General features: G+C 67.5%; 15 protein-coding genes and 1 tRNA gene. 4 read left to right on the top strand and 12 right to left on the bottom strand.

Translation table 11 applies throughout. The features are described from left to right. Positions 1 to 53: 53 nt before the first annotated feature. From pgmG to H1Q64_RS32860, 9 genes are all read right to left on the bottom strand, one after another. Positions 54 to 1,457, bottom strand: coding sequence for a phosphoglucomutase/phosphomannomutase PgmG (gene pgmG / locus H1Q64_RS32900; protein ID WP_237908284.1), 1,404 nt, complete (start codon positions 1,455 to 1,457; stop codon positions 54 to 56). A 32-nt stretch (positions 1,458 to 1,489) separates the two neighbouring features. Beyond that, the gene (locus H1Q64_RS32895; protein ID WP_237908283.1) at positions 1,490 to 2,815 is read right to left on the bottom strand and encodes a UDP-glucose dehydrogenase family protein; all 1,326 of its coding nucleotides are present in this window, start codon (positions 2,813 to 2,815) and stop codon (positions 1,490 to 1,492) included. 270 nt (positions 2,816 to 3,085) lie between these two features. Continuing rightward, entirely contained in the window at positions 3,086 to 3,382 is a 297-nt protein-coding gene (locus H1Q64_RS32890) for a hypothetical protein (RefSeq protein ID WP_109068154.1), read from the bottom strand. Between the two features lie 85 nt (positions 3,383 to 3,467). Beyond that, the gene (pseC, locus tag H1Q64_RS32885; RefSeq protein WP_237908282.1) at positions 3,468 to 4,715 is read right to left on the bottom strand and encodes a UDP-4-amino-4,6-dideoxy-N-acetyl-beta-L-altrosamine transaminase; all 1,248 of its coding nucleotides are present in this window, start codon (positions 4,713 to 4,715) and stop codon (positions 3,468 to 3,470) included. Beyond that, the gene (pseB, locus tag H1Q64_RS32880; RefSeq protein WP_237908304.1) at positions 4,715 to 5,707 is read right to left on the bottom strand and encodes a UDP-N-acetylglucosamine 4,6-dehydratase (inverting); all 993 of its coding nucleotides are present in this window, start codon (positions 5,705 to 5,707) and stop codon (positions 4,715 to 4,717) included. Before pseB ends, pseC begins: the two co-directional genes overlap by 1 nt. Before the next feature lie 236 nt (positions 5,708 to 5,943). Next, a tRNA-Gly gene (locus H1Q64_RS32875) sits at positions 5,944 to 6,018 on the bottom strand. Between the two features lie 393 nt (positions 6,019 to 6,411). Next, entirely contained in the window at positions 6,412 to 7,080 is a 669-nt protein-coding gene (locus H1Q64_RS32870) for a 4-carboxy-4-hydroxy-2-oxoadipate aldolase/oxaloacetate decarboxylase (RefSeq protein ID WP_237908281.1), read from the bottom strand. A 78-nt stretch (positions 7,081 to 7,158) separates the two neighbouring features. Beyond that, positions 7,159 to 8,664 carry a tripartite tricarboxylate transporter permease gene (locus tag H1Q64_RS32865; RefSeq protein ID WP_237908280.1) on the bottom strand — a complete coding sequence of 502 codons (1,506 nt, stop codon included), beginning with the start codon at positions 8,662 to 8,664 and terminating at the stop codon, positions 7,159 to 7,161. After that, positions 8,661 to 9,107: a tripartite tricarboxylate transporter TctB family protein gene (locus H1Q64_RS32860; RefSeq protein ID WP_237908279.1), complete on the bottom strand. Its 447-nt coding sequence runs from the start codon at positions 9,105 to 9,107 to the stop codon at positions 8,661 to 8,663. The genes H1Q64_RS32865 and H1Q64_RS32860 overlap by 4 nt, the downstream gene beginning before the upstream one ends. A gap of 521 nt (positions 9,108 to 9,628) precedes the next feature. Between H1Q64_RS32860 and H1Q64_RS32855 the strand changes: the two genes are divergently transcribed. The 4 genes from H1Q64_RS32855 (at position 9,629) to H1Q64_RS32840 (ending at position 13,252) form a co-directional block, all read left to right on the top strand. Next, a complete protein-coding gene (locus H1Q64_RS32855) occupies positions 9,629 to 10,207 on the top strand; it encodes an NUDIX hydrolase (RefSeq protein WP_237908278.1) in 579 nt (192 codons plus the stop codon). Positions 10,208 to 10,728: 521 nt separating this feature from the next. Further along, on the top strand, positions 10,729 to 11,421 hold the full coding sequence (locus tag H1Q64_RS32850; protein ID WP_237908277.1) for a TVP38/TMEM64 family protein: 693 nt from the start codon (positions 10,729 to 10,731) through the stop codon (positions 11,419 to 11,421). Positions 11,422 to 11,455: 34 nt separating this feature from the next. After that, positions 11,456 to 12,661, top strand: coding sequence for a glycosyltransferase family 4 protein (locus H1Q64_RS32845; protein ID WP_237908276.1), 1,206 nt, complete (start codon positions 11,456 to 11,458; stop codon positions 12,659 to 12,661). A gap of 291 nt (positions 12,662 to 12,952) precedes the next feature. Continuing rightward, entirely contained in the window at positions 12,953 to 13,252 is a 300-nt protein-coding gene (locus H1Q64_RS32840) for a hypothetical protein (protein WP_237908275.1), read from the top strand. An 86-nt stretch (positions 13,253 to 13,338) separates the two neighbouring features. Here H1Q64_RS32840 and H1Q64_RS32835 read toward each other — a convergent pair whose 3' ends face one another. The 3 genes from H1Q64_RS32835 to H1Q64_RS32825 form a co-directional block, all read right to left on the bottom strand. Further along, positions 13,339 to 14,199, bottom strand: a complete 861-nt coding sequence (locus H1Q64_RS32835) for a molybdenum storage protein subunit alpha (RefSeq protein ID WP_237908274.1) — start codon at positions 14,197 to 14,199, stop codon at positions 13,339 to 13,341. Between the two features lie 13 nt (positions 14,200 to 14,212). Beyond that, positions 14,213 to 15,025 (bottom strand): uridine kinase, encoded by an 813-nt coding sequence (locus H1Q64_RS32830; protein ID WP_237908273.1) that lies wholly within the window; start codon positions 15,023 to 15,025, stop codon positions 14,213 to 14,215. Positions 15,026 to 15,359: 334 nt separating this feature from the next. Continuing rightward, positions 15,360 to 18,644: a carbohydrate-binding domain-containing protein gene (locus H1Q64_RS32825; RefSeq protein ID WP_237908272.1), complete on the bottom strand. Its 3,285-nt coding sequence runs from the start codon at positions 18,642 to 18,644 to the stop codon at positions 15,360 to 15,362. Positions 18,645 to 18,737 lie beyond the last annotated feature (93 nt).

Raw genomic sequence — 18,737 nt, 5'->3', positions numbered from 1 at the left:
GAAAAAGGCCCTTCCCCGCATCCGCAGGGAAGGGCCTTTTTGATTTCGGCCGATCAGTGGGCGCTGCCGCCGCCCTCGAAGGACGGGGCCTGGAGGCCGGAGGCTTCCAACTGCGCCACGACCATGCCCTTCAGCCGCTCCAGCCCTTCGGGCGTGCCGGACTCCGCGCGGGCCACCAGCACGTCCTGGGTGTTGGAGGCGCGCAGCAACCACCAGCCGTCCGCCGTCTTGACGCGCACGCCATCGATGTCGTTGACGTCTGCACCCTCGGCCTTCAGGCGGGCCTTGACCTCCTGGACGACCTGGAACTTGCGCTCCTCGCTCACCTGGAAGCGGGTTTCCGGGGTGTTCACCACGTCCGGCAGGCGGTCGCGCAGTTCCGACAGCGGCTGGTTCAGCTTGCTGACCAGACCGATCAGACGCACCGCGCAGTAGAGCGCGTCGTCGAAGCCATACCATTTGTCGGCGAAGAAGATGTGGCCCGACATCTCGCCGGCCAGCGGCGAGCCGGTTTCGGCCATCTTCGCCTTCAGCAGCGAATGGCCGGTCTTCCACATCAGCGGGTTGCCGCCGAGCCGGGCAATCTCGTCGAACAGCGTCTGGCTGGCCTTCACGTCGGCGATGATCGTCGCGCCGGGGTGGCTCTTCAGCACGTCGGCGGCGTAGATCGCCACGAGCTGGTCGCCCCACACCACGCGGCCCAGATGGTCGATGGCGCCGATGCGGTCGCCGTCGCCGTCGAAGCCGATGCCGATGTCGCAGCCATGCTCCGCCACCGCCGCCTTCAGGTCGACGAGGTTCTTCTCGACCGTCGGGTCCGGATGGTGGTTGGGGAAGTTGCCGTCGATCTCGTCGAACAGCAGGACGTGCTTGCCCGGCAGCTTCGCGGTCAGGCGGCGCAGGATCTCTCCAGAGGCGCCGTTGCCGGCGTCCCAGGCGATGGTCAGGTCGCGGGTGCCGTCATAGTCGCGCAGCAGGCGCTCCACATAGGCGTCCTTGATATCGAGCTGTTCCGACGACCCTTCGCCGGAGACGTAGTCAGCCTTCGACGCGATGGTGCCGATGTCGAGGATCTGCTGGCCATAGACCGGACCCTTGCCCAGCATCATCTTGATGCCGTTGTAGTCCGGCGGGTTGTGCGAACCGGTGATCATGATGCCGGCCGCCGCCTCGCGGTCGCGGGTGGCGAAATACAGCATTGGGGTGGGGCCGAGCCCGATGCGCAGCACATGCAGGCCGCAGGCGACCAGGCCCTCCACCATGGCGGCTTCCAGCTCCGGCGAGGAGAGCCGGCCATCGTAGCCGACGCAGACGGTCTTCCCACCGCCGCGGGCGACCACGGTGCCGAAGGCCCGTCCGACCGCGCGGGCGTCCGCCGCGGTCAGGGTGCTGCCGACAATGCCGCGGATGTCGTATTCGCGCAGCACGGTCGGGTGAAAAATATGGGCTTCGCTCATGGTCTCGACAGTTCTCCTTGGACCGGATCGCTTCAGACGTTCTGGGACAGTGCGGTGGGCCGTCCGATGGAGGAGTAGGCGAAGCCGGCAGCCGCCATGTCCCCCGGATTGTAGACGTTGCGCAGATCGACCATGACTGGCCGTTTCAGCAGGGCCTTGACCCGCTTCAGATCCAGCGCGCGGAACTCGTTCCATTCCGTCAGGATGGCGACGCAGTCGGCTCCGTCCAGGGCGCCGTAGGCGTCCTTCGCCCAGACCACGCCGGGCAGCAGCTTCTCGGCCTCGTGCATGCCGGCGGGATCATAGGCGCGCACGGTGGCACCGGCGGCCTGCAGTGCCGGGACGATGTCCAGTGACGGGGCATCACGCATGTCGTCGGTGTTGGGCTTGAAGGTAACGCCCAGAACGCCGATCGTCTTGCCGGCCACCGACCCGCCGCAGGCGGCGATGATACGCTCGGCCATCTGCTTCTTGCGCTTGTCGTTGATGTCGACCACCGTCTCGATGATGCGCAGCGGGCTGCCCACCTGCTGGGCGGTGCGCACCAGGGCCAGCGTGTCCTTGGGGAAGCAGGAGCCGCCATAACCCGGACCGGGGTGTAGGAACTTCTTGCCGATGCGCCCGTCCAGCCCGATGCCGCGGGCCACGTCATGGACGTTGGCGCCCACCTTCTCGCACAGGTCGGCGATTTCGTTGATGAAGGTGATTTTGGCGGCCAGGAAGGTGTTGGCGGCGTATTTGGTCAGCTCCGCCGTCTCCAGCGAGGTCAGGACAATGGGCGTCTCGATCAGATAGAGCGGGCGGTAGAGGCGGCGCATTACCTCGGCGGCGCGCTCCGAGCTGGTGCCGATGACCACGCGGTCGGGGCGCATGAAGTCGCCGATGGCCGAGCCTTCGCGCAGGAACTCCGGATTGCTCGCCACGTCGAAGTCGGCGCCAGGGTTGGTGCGGCGGATGATCGCCTGGACCTCGCGGCCCGTCCCGACCGGGACGGTCGACTTGTTCACCACCACGGTGTAGTGGTCGAGGTTGGCGGCGATCTCCTCGGCGGCGGCGTAGACGTAGGAGAGATCGGCATGGCCATCGCCGCGCCGGGTCGGGGTGCCCACCGCGATGAACACGGCGTCCACGCCGGCCATGGCTTCCTTCAGATCGAGCGTGAAGGAAAGACGTCCGGCGGCGACGTTGCGCGCGACCAGTTCATCCAGGCCGGGTTCATAGATCGGGATCTCACCACGCTTCAGGCGCTCGATCTTGCCGGCGTCCTTGTCGACGCAGGTGACGTGGACGCCGAATTCCGAAAAGCAGGCGCCGGACACCAGCCCGACATAGCCCGTACCGATCATCGCGATGCGCATGAGGAACCCTTGTTTTCAACACCCTTAAGGCCGTCCGTTCCCGGTCCAGCTTTCGGCATGGAGCAGAACGGTGACCGCCTTCAATGGTTGCCTTGTTCTATCAGGATAGCCGTGATGCGGACACCACCTGCGGCAGCCTGCCGCGTGGAGGGCGCGCCTTCTGAAAGTCGATGCGGGGCGTCGATGGCGGCCGCGCCGGGGTTGCCGTGCCGGCGCGGCCGGCCGCCGCGGAACCGGCTGGAAATCCCAGACGCCCCGGATCGTCTGAAATCAGATCGCCTGGAGATAAGCGGGGTCCAGGGCACCGTGACGGAACGGTATCCAATCCTTGTGGTCGGCCCGGTACTGCAAGCCGTAGGGGTTCTTGAAGAAGATCTTCTGCAGCGGCTGGCCGCCCTCGGCGCGGGTGCGCTCCAGGTCGATCAGGGGCGAGGCGGCGAAGACTTTCTCCCACAGCTCGGCGTTGTCCACGTCGCGGCCCGCGTTCTTCACATAGTCGCGCGCGGTGTCGCTCAGTTGCCAGGCCTCTTCGACCATCGCGTAATAGTCCACAGTACCCTCGGCCATGACCCTGCTCCGAAGCATTCCAGATGTCGCTTGGCATAGCGCATTTTTGGAAGAGAGAAAACTGTCCAGCAGTGACGCCGGGTTGTCACGCCGGTGAGGGCCGTCCTAGCGCTCCGGCCAGGGCTGTGACGATCCGGTCCACATCGGCGTCCGCCATGGCTGGAAACAGGGGCAGCGACAGCGTCCGGGTGTAATGGGCGTCGGCGCCGGGCAGGGCGAGGTCGCCGTAGCGTTCGCGCCAGTAGGGCTGTCGGTGGACCGGGATATAATGAACCTGGGTGCCGATGCCCAGGCCCCGCAGATCGGCCATGACCTGTGCCCGTGCCCGTCCGGCGGCGGCGAAGTCGACGCGGACGGCGCAGAGGTGCCAGGCCGGGCGGCACCAGGGCGCGCGGGCGGCGGGCAGGACCAGCGGGGCCAGCGGGGCCAGTCGCTCCGTGTAGAGGTCCATCAGATGGCGCCGCCGCTCCACGAAGGCGTCCAGCCGCCCGAGCTGGCTCAGGGCGAGCGCCGAGTGAATGTCGGTCAGGCGGTAATTGAAGCCCGGTTCCGCCATCTCGTAATACCAGGGATTGGCGGTCCCGTCGGCGGTGAAGGCGGCCCCGCGGTCTTCGAATCCCGCCGGGTCCCGCTCCATCCCGTGATTGCGAAAGCGGCGCAGGCGGGCGGCGAGGGCCGGATCATTGGTGGTCACCGCCCCGCCTTCGCCCGCCGCGATGGTCTTCACGGGGTGGAAGGAGAAGGCGGTGAGGGTGCCGAAGCCGTTGGAGCCGACCGGCAGGGTCCGTCCGTCCGGCGTCACGTCCACGCTGCCGATGGCGTGGCAGGCATCCTCGATCACCGCCAGCCCATGGCGAGCGGCGAGCGCGGCGAGCCCGGTCATGTCCGCGGTCTGCCCGGCGAAATGCACAGGCGCCAGGGCGCGCACCCGCCAGCCGGCGCGGGTGGCCCGCTCCATCGCCTCCTCCGCCTGCTCCGGCCCCATCAGGCCGCTGTCGGGGTCGACGTCGGCGAAGGCGACTTCTGCTCCCACGTAGCGGGCGGCGTTGGCGGTGGCGAGGAAGGTGATGGTGGGCACCACCACCGCGTCGCCGGGGGCGAGCCCCAGCGCGAGGGTGGCCAGATGCAGGGCGGCGGTCCCGTTGGCGCAGGACACCGCATGGGCCGCGCCGGTGCGCTCGCACAGCGCGCGCTCGAACGCCTCCACCGTCGGCCCCTGGGTCAGCCAGTCGCCGCGCAGGACCGCGGTCACCGCGTCGATGTCGGCCTGATCGACGTCCTGGCGCCCATAGGGCAGAAAAGGCAGCGGCGGCCGGGACACCGATTCGCCCATCACGGCGCTTCCGCGAGAAGCCGCATCAGCCGCGTGCCATCCAGCCAGTCGCCGTTGGTGTCGCTGGCGTAGCGGAAGCCGTCGGGGACCGGCTTGGCGCCCAGCCGCTGATAGGGCTCGTGCGTCCAGAAGGCGAAGGCCGGCTCGATGACGAAGCGGTCCGGCAGTTCGAAGGTCTGGCGGGAATCGTCCTCGGTGATCATCACCTCGTGCAGTTTCTCGCCGGGGCGGATGCCGACCAGCTTGTGCGGCAGATCCGGGGCCATCGCGCGGGCCAGATCGGCGATGCGCATGCTGGGGATCTTGGGCACGAAGATCTCCCCGCCCTGCATCATCGCGATGCAGGAGACGACGAAGTCCACTCCGTGCTGCAGCGTGATCCAGAAGCGGGTCATCCGGTCGTCGGTGACCGGCAGGGACTTCGCCCCTTCCGCGATCATCCGGCGGAACAGCGGGATCACCGACCCGCGGGATCCCACCACATTGCCGTAGCGCACCACCGAGAAGCGCGTGCCGAGCGAGCCGGACAGGTTGTTGGCGGCGATGAAGATCTTGTCCGAGGCCAGCTTGCTGGCGCCGTAGAGGTTGACCGGGTTGGCCGCCTTGTCGGTGGACAGCGCGATCACCCGCTTCACGCCGGTGTTCAGCGCGGCCCGCACCACGTTTTCCGCCCCATAGACGTTGGTATGAATGCACTCCATGGGGTTGTATTCGGCGGCAGGCACATGCTTCAGCGCGGCGGCGTGCACGCACACGTCCACCTCGCGCATCGCCAGTTCCAGCCGCTCGCGGTCACGCACGTCGCCGATGAAGAAGCGCAGCGTGGACGCCCATTCGGGGCTGAGCTGCTGCTGCATCTCGTACTGTTTGAACTCGTCGCGGGAGAAAACGATGACCCGGCGCGGGCTGGCGTGGCGCAGCACCGTCTCCACGAAACGCTTTCCGAAGGACCCGCTTCCTCCGGTCACCAGGATCGATTGGCCGTTCAGCATGCCGAAGCCGGGGAGCAGCGCCTCGGCGGGCGATTCGTTCGGACGGTCAAGCTGCTGCATGGTCAGGGGCGTTCGCGCTTCGTGGTTCATTCAGGCCGGTTCGATCGACCTTAGCCCGAGACCCCTAGCAGCGGGTTAACATTCCAGCAAGGAATCCGCGGCTTCCGCGCGCAGGGACGGCGCTGCGGCGCGCTTTTCATCCGACTGGCGATGATATGGGAAAGGCTTCGTGATACTGGAGCGGGCGAAGGGATTCGAACCCTCGACCCCAACCTTGGCAAGGTTGTGCTCTACCCCTGAGCTACGCCCGCGCCGCTCCAACGAAGGAGGCAGGGAGATACCGCACGCACCCGGCGGAACGCAAGCCCCCTGTTTGGCTTGCGCTGAGATTTTTCTCTTCGGACGTCTCCATCCGCCCTCTTGGCGCATCGGAAGGAGACGTTAGGCTTAAAGTTATAACCCGCTCAATGCTGTTGACTTCCCTGCGTCGACTGTGGAAATTTCCTCTCATAAAACAAAGGCCTTGAGGTCTGGGGAGGAAACCAAAAACATCATGATGCTCTAAGAGCATTCGTCTGCCGCGCCGACCTCGTGTCCGGACGCGGCTTTTTTTTGCCTATCGCCGTTCCTTTGCCGAGAACCGGTAATACCACTCTAGGCAATGGTAGGCGGGACTTGGCCCCGCCTGCCCGCGGCGCTCCGCGTCACAGCCTGATGCCGCCGGCTTCCAAATAGGATTCCAGCGTCAGCGCCTCGACCGTCGTCCGTCCGGCACGGAGCTGTTCGCGCAGGCCCTCCTCCATCCGCTCGCGCTCTGCCGCCTTGGCGAGCGTGGCGGCGGCTTCGGCCTGGGGAACCACGACCACCCCGTCGTCGTCGCCGACCACGATGTCGCCCGGCGCGACCATCACGCCGCCACAGACGATGGGGGTGTTCACGTCGCCTGTGGGCTGGGTCTTCGTGGTGCCCTTCATGCTGGTCCCCCGGCAGAAGACGGGAAAGCCCATGTTGCGGATGGCCGCGGCGTCGCGCACGCAGCCGTCGATAACCAGCCCGGCCAAGCCCCGTTGGATCGCCGCCTCGGTCAGCACGTCGCCCCAGGGGCCAGCCTCGGTCATGCCCTTGAAATCCACCACCAGCACGTCGCCCGGACGGGTCAGCGCCATGGCGGCGTGGATCATCAGATTGTCGGTGGGGCCGCCGGATACGGTCACCGCGGTGCCGAACAGCGTCATGCCTTGATAGAGAGGCTTGATCGGAAAGGACATCGCGCCCTTCTTGCCCATCGCTTCGTGCAGCGTGGCGGGGGACTGGCCTCGGAACGCGGCGACCAGATCGGGGGCGGGACGGGGAAACTCTTTGACGACGCTCATCGCACAGGCACCTTTCACGGCGTGAAGGCCGCCCGCTTCCGGAAGAGAGGGCGGGCGGGGATAAGGAAGCATTGGGACTCATTCGTCCTTGAAGGCCTCGTCGCGGCGGCGGCGCACCGCCGGCATCACCATCAGGAGGAGCAGAAGGGCGGCGGCGACCAGCAGACTGCCGCTGATCGGGCGGGTGGCGAAGACGGTGGGGTCGCCACCCGACAGCAGCAGGGCGCGCGCCAGATTCTCCTCCAGCAGGGGACCCAGCACGAAGCCCAGCATCAGCGGCGCCGGCTCGCAGTCCAGCTTGCGCAGGACGTAGCCCAGGACGCCGAACAGGGCCATCAGCAGAACGTTGAAAGCGCTGTTGTTCAGCGTGTAGGTGCCGATGCAGCAGAAGACCAGGATGGCCGGGAACAGATAGCCGTAGGGCACCCGCAGCAGCCGCACCCATAGCCCGATCATCGGCAGGTTCAGGATCACCAGGATCACGTTGCCGATCAGCATGCTGGCGATCATGCCCCAGAACAGCTCCGGCTGCTTGGCCATGATCTGCGGCCCCGGCGTAATGCCGTGGATGGTCATGGCGCCGATCATCAGGGCCATGATGGCGTTGGGCGGGATGCCCAGGCTGAGCATCGGGATGAAGCAGGCTTGCGAGGCGGCGTTGTTGGCGGCCTCCGGTGCGGCCACTCCCTCGATGGCGCCCTGGCCGAAGCGCTCCGGCCGGCGGGACACCTTCTTTTCCAGCGAATAGGCGGCGAAGGAGCCCAGCGTGGCGCCGCCGCCGGGCAGGATGCCCAGCAGCGCCCCCATCACCGTGCCGCGCACCGTCGCCGGCCAGGCTTGGCGGATATCCTCGCGCTTCGGCCACAGGCTGGCGATGGGGGCGGTGGTCCGCCCGACGCCGCCGGTCTGCTCCAGGCTGGCGATGATCTCGGCCAGCCCGAACAGGCCCATGGCGAGCGGAACGAAGTCGATGCCGTCGTAAAGCTGCGGCAGGCCGAAGGTGAAACGCGTGTCACCGGAATTCACGTCGGTGCCGACCATGCTCAGCAGCAGGCCCAACAGGATCATCGCGATGGCCTTCACCACCGATCCGTGGGCCAGCGTCACCGCCCCGATCAGGCCCAGCAGCATCAGCGACACATACTCCGCCGGCCCGAAGGCGAGCGCCACCCCGGCCAGCGGCGGGCCTGCCACGGCGATCAGGAAGGTCGTGACGATGCCGGCGAACAGCGAGGCGAGCGCCGCCGTGGCGAGCGCTACTCCGGCCCGGCCCTGCCGCGCCATGGCGTGGCCGTCCAGGCAGGTGACGACGGAGGAGGATTCGCCGGGCAGATTCACCAGGATCGCCGTCGCCGACCCGCCATACTGCGAGCCGTAGAAGATGCCCGCCAGCATGATGAGCGCGCCGACCGGCGGCAGGTGGAAGGTCAGGGGCAGGAGCATCGCCACCGTCGCGGTGGGACCCAGACCGGGCAGGACACCGATCAGCGTGCCGATCAACGCCCCGCCGAAGCAGAGCAGCAGATTGTCCGGGGACAGCGAGACCGACAGGCCGAGCAGCAGGTTGCCGAGCAACTCCGTCATGGCCACACCCGCAGGGGCAGCCCCAGCCCCCAGACGAACAGCGCGACGCAGCCCGCCGCCAGGGTGCCGCCCAGAAAGGCCAGAGGAACCGGGCGCAACGGTTGGCCGGCCAGATTGCCCAGCCCCACCAGAATCAGCACCGCGGGCACCAGCCCCAGGAGTTCCACCGTTCCGGCGAAGGCCAGCACCGCCGCCGTCACGCCAAGAAGAGGGCGCCAGCCACAGGCCGGCAGGCCGGCGCCATGGGCCAGCAGGCTTCGCCCGGTCACCACGGCGCCGGCCAGCACCATCAGCAACCCGATCATCCGCGGGAAGAAACCGGATTGCACGTAGGCGAGCGTCCCGGTGGGCCAATCGCGCCCCAGCCACAGGGCGGCCAGACCGAAAGCCGCGATCAGCAGGCCGGCGGCCAGATCCTGCGGCGCCCGGACCGGAATCCCCAAAGGCACCTCCCTGCCATCCGCGATGGTTGGGAGCGTGTTTTCGAGCGCGTCTCGCGCGGTGCCGCGGGCGGCTGTGGACAGGCCGCGGGGTGGGGCGGTCGTGGAAGAAGAGGGGCGGAGGTCTGAGAAGGGCAGGCTCGGCATGGGGCTTCCACGGCTTTCAATGGGCGGCTTTCGGAGGGGGTGAGTGCGGCTGCGGTCGCCGACCCATCGCCTTTCACAAGCATAAGGATAAAATTCAACAGACAATCTTTATCCCTCGTTGTTTGTGCATCCTAATCAGATTACCAAAAAGGGCAAGAGCATCGAATCACCGCGTGTTTGTGCTGCTCATGAGCCGGAGTGCGATGATGAAGGCTTGCCTTGCCGACTGATGAATCACTGAAAGGTTGATGAGTGTTTTCGAATGCACGCAGCGCTGCGAAATCTGAAAGCCGCCCTTTCATGTTTCTTGCCCCGGCGGCGCATGCCCGTTACCCAGGGCGCGCCGTAAACAAGGACAGGACGAAGGAGATCAGGGGATGACGCGCCGCCTGCGCCCGTGGACCGTGCTTGAAAGCCGCGAACTGCTCGACGCCGATCCATTCTTGAAAGTCCATGTCGAGACGGTGGAGCTACCCGATGGGCGGGTCATCCGGGACTACTACCAGTTCGACATGCCGTCCTTTGCCTGTATCTTCGCCGAGATGGAGGATGGGCGCGCCATCGTTTATCGCCAGTATCGGCACGGGCCGCGGCGCGTGAATCTGACCTTTCCCGGCGGCCATCTGTCGCCGGACGAAGACCCGCTGGAAGCGGCCCGGCGGGAGCTTCTGGAGGAGACCGGTTTCGTCTCCGACCATTGGACGGCGCTTGGCGGCTATACGGTCAACGCCAACCAGGGCGGTGCGGTGTCCCATATGTTTCACGCCACCGGTTGCCGCCAGATGGCCGATCCGCTGTCCGACGATCTGGAGGAGACGGAAATCCTGTTCATGACGCGGGAGGAACTGCTGACCGCCGTCGGACAGGGCGAGATCGCCCTGCTCACCCAGATCGCCCTGGTCAGCATGGTGTGGCAGAACGACATCCGGACGGCGCTCAGCCACCGGCATCGGTAACGCGGCTTCGCTTGCCGCTGTGCAGCAAGCCGTCCTTTCCCCGATCAAGCGGAAGCTTGGCCTTATTGATCTTTATCAAAAAATGATTATGTCTTCGGAATACATGGCCTGTTTACGCGCTGTTAATCAAATCGGCTCTTAAATGGCCTCACCAAGTTCTCTTGGTTTCCTCCCTCCCAGAACTAGGCTGCGCCTCACCGGCTGCAGCCTTTTCTTTTTCCGGATCCTGTCATCCAAAGGGATGGGGTGGGGGACGACAAAGGGTGGGGTATTTTTGCGAGGACCGCTCAGCCGGGGCTTGACCTTTGCTGCATTGCAGCATAAATTGAATCCCGGATGCCCTTTGGGCGTTTCCTCCCTAGACTTGAAGGCCGCGCCGTCCTGGCTGCGGCCTTTTTCTTGACTCCGGCCTGCGGGTGTGTCGCCCGGCGCCTGCGCGATCGTCTCTCGCGGCGCGGTAGCGCGCATGATATGCAAGCCGGACCATAGAAGCCCCGTTCGTTGAACCGAAGGCCCGCACCATGGCCGAGCGCCGTACACCCTCCCTGTCCACCCTCCGCAACCTCGGGCGGGGGCTGCTCGTCCTGCTCCTGCTTGGCGGAGCCGGGGCCTGGTGGGCATGGCATGGCGCCTTCGGGATGGACGCGCTCCAGGACATCCTGCGCCATCACCCCGCGGCGCCGGTCCTGTTCCTGCTCCTGCACATCCTGGCCAGCCTGCTGTTCTTCCCGCGCTCCGTCATGGCGATGGTCGCCGGGCTGGTCTTCGGCGTCTGGTGGGGCGGGGTGCTGGCGGCGGCGGGCAGCGTGATCGGCGCCTCCACCGGCTTCCTGCTGACCCGCTACGTCTGCGACGGGCTGGTTCCGGCCCTGGACAGGGTGCGCTGGGGCGACGTCCTGCGCCGGTTGGAGACCGGCGGCTGGCGCGCCGTCGCCATGCTGCGGCTGATTCCCGTGCTGCCGCACAGCGGTGTGAACTACGCGCTCGGCCTGACGCGGGTGCGGCTCGGCGCCTACGCCTTTGGGTCGCTGGTCGGGCAGTTGCCGATGACCGTGGCCTTCGTGCAGTTCGGCGCCGCGGGCGACCACGCCCTGGCCGGCAAGCCGGACTGGATCGCGCCGACCGTCATCGGGCTCAGCCTGCTGATCCTGTCGGTTCTGCTGCCGAAGGTCGGGCCGAAGCTGCGGGAGAAGTTCGGCGCCGGGCGCGCCTGACGGCGCCGCCTTGCATGGTCCTTGCGGAGACACCATGAACATCGTCTTCATTCACCAGAACATGCCCGGCCAGTACAAGCATCTGGCCGCCCGCCTGGCCGCCGACCCGGCGAACCGTGTCGTCTTCATCACCAAGCGCACCGACCGGGACATCCCGAACGTCCGCCGCCTCTCCTACCAGCCCAGCCGAAAAGTGCGGGAGAACGCGCATCCCTATCTGGTGTCCACGGAGAACGCGGTGCTGCACGGGCAGGCCGCGGCCCGGCTGCTGATGGGCCTGCGCGAGGAGGGCTTCCGCCCTGACGTCATCGTCGGCCATCCGGGTTGGGGCGAGACGCTGTTCGTCAAGGACGTGTTCCCCAACGCCCCCTACCTGAACTACTGCGAGTTCTTCTACCGCGCCCAGGGGCTGGACGTTGGCTTCGACCCGTCGGTCCCGGTCAATGTGGACACCGTGCTGCGGCTGCGCATGCGCAGCACGCCGCTGCTGCTGGCGCTGGAGGCCTGCGACCGCGGCATCGCCCCGACCGAGTGGCAGCGCGACTCCCACCCGGCGCCGTTCCACCCGAAGATCGAGGTCATCCACGACGGGGTGGACACCGCCCACCTTCTGCCCGACCCGGACATCCGGGTCACCCTGGCCGACGGCACGGTGCTGACGCGCCAGGACGAGGTGCTGACCTACGCCGTGCGCAACCTGGAGCCCTACCGCGGTTTCCCCAGCTTCATGCGCGCCCTGCCGCGCATCCTGGAGGCGCGTCCCAAGGCCCATGTGCTGATCGCTGGCGGCGACGAGGTCAGCTACGGCTCGGCGCCTCCCGGCGGGAAGAACTGGCGGGAAACCATGCTGGCCGAGGTGCCGCTGGACCCGGCGCGCGTCCATTTCCTGGGGCACCTTCCCTACGATCAGTATCTGTCGGTCCTGCGGCTGTCGCGGGCGCATGTCTACCTGACCTATCCCTTCGTCCTGTCCTGGTCGATGGTGGAATCCATGGCGCTCGGCTGCGTGGTAATCGGCTCCGACACCGCCCCGGTGCGGGAGGTCATCCAGCACGGCGAAAACGGGTTATTGGCTGATTTCTTCTCCCCCGACGACATCGCTGGCAAAGCCGTCGCGGTGCTGGAGGATCCCGGCGCCTTCGCCCCGCTGGGCCGCGCCGCGCGGGAGACGGCGGTGGAGCGGTTCGACCTGTCCCGCTGCCTGGAGCGCCAGATCGCGATGATCCGCGCGATGGCCTGAGGCCGAAAAGACCCCGCTCCATACGGCAATATTTTCCCGGCGGGTGGGCAGAAGCGGCCGCCCATGGGAGGTTTTTGCCGAGCGCGTGAGCCGGAAATGGCTTTTTTTGCGCCCGCGAAACGCGATGCCCGCACCGAGAGCGGCAGCGGGGCGGAACCCTCGGCATTGGTTTGATTTTGAGATAATTTCCAAACGAAGGCCTGGGAACGTCGGGTTCTGGGTGCGGGGCATGGCATGCCCCTTGCGATGGTGTGGGTACCAATCCGGCGAACCCGAACACGAGTGCCTGCCATGTCCATGACCGCAGTCCAGCCGATGCCGGCTGCCTCGGCGACCGCCCTGGAGGCGGATGACGCCCTCTTGCTGTCCAACGCCCCGCGCCGCGGCGGCTTCGCCTGGGAGGCCGTGAAGACCCTGATCGCCGTCGCCGTCTTCGCCGCGATGCTGCTGCCGGTGGCCTTCCCGTCGAAGGCGAGCCCGCAGGGCCGGCTTCAGCAGGCGTCCTCGGAGGACATGGCGCCGCCCGCCGTGAAGGCCGTGGCGAAGACCGACGGACAGAAGGCCGTCCGCAAGCCGGTGACGAGCAACTGAATTCCTGAAGGCGCGCCGTTCATGCGCGAAAGGCGTCCGGTGTTGCCATCGGACGCCTTCGTCGTTCTCTGACGGACCGGTGCCGCTCAGAGCGAGCGGGCGCCGTTGCGGATACCAGTGCGGATGATGGTGCCGACATGCCCGCCGCGCAGCGCGGCGGTCAGGCGGCCCGGAACCAGCCCGTTGACGACCTGCACGCGCTCCAGGTGGCGGGCGTTCGCCATCACCTCCAGCAGCGCACCGTCCAGCGGCAGCGTGCCGCCCCGCTTGGTCAGCTCGGCGGCGGTGGTCTCGCGCAGCAGCTCCGCCATGCCGCCCTCGGGGCCGTTCGGGTCGGCGCTGTAGATGCCGTCCACATCCTCCACGATGGTCAGCCCGGCGGCGCCCAGGGCGTCGGCCAGCAGGAAGGCGCCGGTGTCGGCCCGGTGCTGCGGGATGCGCGAGCCGGGGAACTCGTGGTGGTGGTAGGGCGGGAAGGCGCTCCCCACCACGGCGCGGGCGGCCGACAGATGGACTGCCAGCTGGTTCGCGATGGTGCCGTGCTCGACGTAGGACACGCCGTCCGGCGAGAGCAGAGCGGCCAGGATGTGGCCGTTCTGCCCGGCCTCGGTCGCGGCGAGCGGAGCGAGCGAGCCGACCGGCAGGCCGAGATCCAGCCCGACGCTGTAGAGATGGCGGGCGCGGATGCCGGCGCCGGTCAGAATCAGCAGCCGGTGTTCGGGGAGAATGCTCCGGATCTCCTCGACGATCGGCAGGATCGCCTCGTGACCACGGTCCATGATCGACCGCCCGCCGATCTTCACGACCTGGAGCCAGGGCAGCAGGCGGATCGGGCGGACGCCGGCGACCGGGGCGGTCAGGCTGCCGTCGAGAAGGGTCTGGCGCGCGAGCGGCGAGGCCACATGCTTGATGCTGTTGGCATGCTTCTTGTGCTGGGTGTCGGACATGGCGTGTGGTCCTTCAGCGCGCGGTGATGATGGTGCCGACATGCTCGCCGGCGAGCGCGCGGGTCAGGTTGCCGGGGACGAGGCCGTTGACGACCTGCACCTCGCGGACGTGGCGGGCGTTCTTCAGCAGGTCGAGCACCGGGAACTCCAGGATCGAGTCCTGAAGCCCCTTCGCCTTCATCTCGTCCACCGAGATCCTCGGGATGAAGGTGGCGTTCCTGGAGGTCTTCGGGTTCCCGGTGTACAGCCCATTCTCGTCCTTCACGTAGATCATCGCCCGGCAGCCGAACTGTTCGGCCACCAAGAAGCAGCCGGCGTCGGTGCGGTAGGGCGGAATGACGCCCTCGGCGGCAGGGCGCATCCACAGCTTGTAGGGTGGCATGCCGCTGAAGACGACGGCGTTCACTTCGGCCAGGAATAACGGTACCGACGACAAGCCGGCGCCGTCCACCGCGGAGATGCCATGCTTGGCGAGGAGCTGGCCGAGCATCGCGGCGTTCTGGTCGGCGACCGAGCCGCCGAGCTGCGAGAGCAGGCCGGCCGGCAGGTTCAGTCCCGCCGCGATCGAGTAGATGTGGCGGGCGCGGGTTCCGGCGCCGGTTCCGATCAGCAGCTTGTGCTCCTTGCGGGCGGCGACGATCTCGTCGACCAGCGGGTAGACGGCGGCGCGACCGCGGTCGATGACGCTCTGCCCACCGATCTTGAGCACCGTCGCGTTCGGCAGGATGCGGAAATCCGCCGCGACGTCCGCCGCCGCCAGAAGCTGCGCGTCGGTCAGCGACCGCTGCATGAGGAGCGCTTCAAGCTCCGCTGTCGTGCTGGTCATGAGGGGCTATTCCCTTTCGGTTCGAAGGCATGTCCGTGGGGGCCGTTTCCTCCCGGTCCGGTCCAAGGGAAAAGGCATCCGGCGGAATCGGCGGCAAGCGGGTGTGGCCCCGCCTTGTCGATCCCGCAAAACGGCGTTTCAAAGGCTGAGGCTTATATCAGGCGTTGACGGAACCGTGATCTCTTCCCGTGCAAGCGTCAACCCGGAAAATAAAAAATATCGTTGTTTTTCATGGCGTTATGAAGGTGGCGGTGATAACGCCGGTTCTGCCGTCTGTTCCGTCCGCCGGGGTGTTGCGTGTGGTCCCGGCGGTGCATGGTGGAAAAGGAGCCGGCTACAGGGTGATGAAGGCGATGTAGGGCTCGCTGCCGGCCACGCCGGTGGTGACGGTCATGGCGCTCACGGCCATACCGGTGAAGGTCATGCTGGCGTCGATGGTGCCGTTGCCGTCGATGTCGCAGCGGACGGTGGCGCCCTTGTAGCCTTCGGCGCCGCCCATCTCCTCCCAGGTCAGCCGGGACTGTCCGGGCACGAAGCCCCAGAGGGTCGCCCACTCGCCGCGCTCCAGATCGACGATGGTGGACCAGGTGACTTCGCCCCCGCGTCCATCGACGAAGAAGGTGTCGTGGCCCGGCCCGCCGATCAGCCAGTTGGAGCCTGAGCCGCCGTCCAGCACGTCGTCCCCGGCTCCACCCGACGCGGCGTCGTCGCCGCCCAGCAGGTTGATGAAGTCGTTGCCATCCGACCCGCCGACCACCTCGTTCTCGGCGGTTCCCAGGAAGCTCCATTGCAGGGTGGTGACCGGCCCCTCATAAGCATAGGCCGCCACCGTCGTCTGCACACCGTCCACGATCCGGCTAAAAGGCACAGAGGGCCGCGCCGGAGCCGGGTCGGGAAGCGGCGCCGAAACCGACGGGGCGGCGGGGGTGCTGTTGTCGGGTTGGGGCACCGGCACCGGGGCGGGCGGCTCGTTGGCCTGGGGATCGGAAGGGGGCAGGGGGGTGGTCCCGCCGCCGTCCTGCGGGGGCGCCGAGCCGCCGGAGACGATGCCCATCAGTGTCCAGGCGAGATCCTGGAGGCCGGCCGTCAGGGCCGGGGACAGTGGCAGCAGGCTGTAATCGTGGTTGTAGGCGTCGGCGAACAGCGGGTCGCCGGTCCGGTCGTTCGCCCCATAGGCGCCCACCTGATGCAGGAAGTTGGCGTCGATGGCGTTCTGCCCCGCCGACAGGATCGTCACGTAGCCGCCGAGCGGCACCGCCCCCGACACGAGGTTGCCGGTGACCGTGTTGTTTGCCGGGATGCCCGCCGCTCCAGCCAGAGGCACCCACTCGATGCGGATGAAGCTCTCGCCATTGGCGCCCAGCACGCCGATGTTGTTGGTGACGGTGTTGTCGTGGCCGCCATGGATCATGACGGCGGCCCAGGCGGTGTCGCGCAGGAAGTTGTCCCGGACGGTCACGCCGCTGGTCAGGTCGTCCAGATAGATCCCGTAGCCCTTGTAGTCGCGTAGCCACTGGCCGGTGCTGGTGGTGGCGATGCCGCCGGTGTGCTCGACCCGGTTGCCTTCGATCCGCGTGCCGGTGTTCAGGTTCGACCGCCCGAGCAACTCGATGCCGCCGGAATCCGCCGTCTCCAGTCCCGTGTTGCGGACGCGGTTGTAGAGGATGGCGTTGTTCAGGCTGATGGTCGCGGTGTCCCAGTTCTTGACCGAGATGCCGTAGCGCGCGCTGCGGTCGATGTCGTTGTGGGAGATCACCGTGTCGCTGATCCCCGACGCCATGATGCCGCCGGCGTATTTGCGCACCTCGCCGATGTTCTGGATGCGGTTGCCGGTCACCGTGTTGCCGATCGACTGGCCGGTCAGCGCGATGCCGTTGATGCCCAGATGGTCCAGATAGTTGCCGCTGACCAGATTGCGGTCCGATCCCTGGGTCAGCCGGATGCCGGTGCCGACATTCACGAAGCCGTTGCCGGCGATGGTGTTCACGTCGCCGTTGACGACGTCGAGCGCGTTGCCGTCCGTCGTCGTGTTGGTGAAGGTCAGCCCTTGGACCGTCACTCCATTGGCGCCGTTCAGCCGCAGCAGCGTGCCGAGCCGGGCAACCTCCACCCCGGTCCCGGTGAAGTCCTCCCCCGCCTTGATGACCAGCCGCCCGTCCGAGGCGCGGTAGGCGAACTCCCCGACCTGATCGACGTGGGCGCTGTTGCCCAGCAGCTTGAAGGTCGAGCCGTCGCGCATGGTGAAGGGCGCGTCGGCGGTGAAGGTCAGGGTGCGCGTCACCGTGTCAACGCCGGCGACGGTCAGGATCGCGTCCTGGAGCCGCTCGGTGTCGAAGACCTGGACCCGGCTGCCGGGCACCAGATCGGCGGCGGTGACATCGCCCGCGCGATAGCGCAGCGCGTTCTTGCTGGCGCCATAGGCGCTCGCGTCGGCGACGAACCAGCCGGTGGTCGGATCCTGCGGGTCGTAGGCGCCCTTGGAGGCCAGCCGGTAGCGCACGCCGTCGACGGTGACGTCCAGCCCCGGCGCCGCGGACAGGGGCGCCGACCAGACGCCGTTGCCCTCATAGGTGAAGCCGGTGACCCGCTCGCCGCCGCTGAGGACCGCCTGCTCGCCCGGATATCCGATGATGCGGACACCGCTGTCCGGCGCGCCGAGGCTGAGCGTGCTCGTCAGGGTGTAACCGCCCTCGCGGACGTAGGTCGTCTTGACGGTACCGGCGCGCATGGCCGCCTGCGCCCGCTCCAGGCTGGCGAAGGGGCCGTCGGTGCCCTCGGCGTTGGGGGCAGCCAGCCGTCCGGACCAGCCGTCGTTGCCGTTCTTCGCCACGTAGAAGGCGTCGCCCTGCGGAGCCGCTGCGTCCGACGCGCTGCCCTGGAACACGGGGGCGGCGACCGTCAGGGTGACGGAGCCGTCGTTGGACGGCGTGGGGGTGGCCAGGGTCTTGCCGTTCACCGTCACGGCGCCGAGCGTCAGCTCTCCCACGGGCAGGATCCGCACCGTGTGGGCAACGGACGGGTCGACAGTCACGCCGAAGGTGAAGCGTTCGGCGGTGCCGGACGCAGCCTCCGCCTCCCCGACCAGATTGCCGTCCACCAGAACCTTGAAGCGCACCGGCCCGGTGGCGGACGCGCCGCCCGCCGCCTCGATGGCGATGGCGATGGGCTTGGTGATGACCTCTTCCGGCTTGGGCGGCGGGCGGACCAGCGGACCGCCGAACATTTCCTCGCCCAGGCCGAAGGACAGCAGGCCACCCCAATAGAGCCCGACTTGGCCGGCAACCACGTCCTTCCCGTCCACCGCCCCCTTGTCGTAGGTGGCGCGCGCGTCGGTGGACTTGACCTCCTGCCCGTCGACGAGGATGGAGCCGACGAAGAGGTTGCGGTCCACCCCGTTCACCACCCCGTCGTTGTCGTACCAGATCGAAATCCGGTGGGCCTGATCGGGATCGACCGTGGCGGTGAAGCGGTAGGGTGTGCTGGAGGTGGCGGCGACCCACGCCTCGCCGATCATCACGCCGTCGACCAGCAGCCGGAAATGCGGCGCTTGGCCGGCGGACACGCCCCAGGCGTTCACGACGATCGGGATGTCGATGGTCCGTTGCGGGGACGTGGACATGCGGGATCCTGGAGCCTGCGGGCGGGAAACCGCCCGTCCCGAGGGTTGCGGAATGCTCCCTCGCGCTCCAAAACTGGCATACCACTATCGATT

Source organism: Azospirillum brasilense (assembly GCF_022023855.1).
Taxonomy (GTDB): domain Bacteria; phylum Pseudomonadota; class Alphaproteobacteria; order Azospirillales; family Azospirillaceae; genus Azospirillum; species Azospirillum brasilense_F.
The sequence above is the reverse complement of the archived record's forward strand: the minus strand, read 5'-3'. Positions and strand labels throughout refer to the sequence as shown.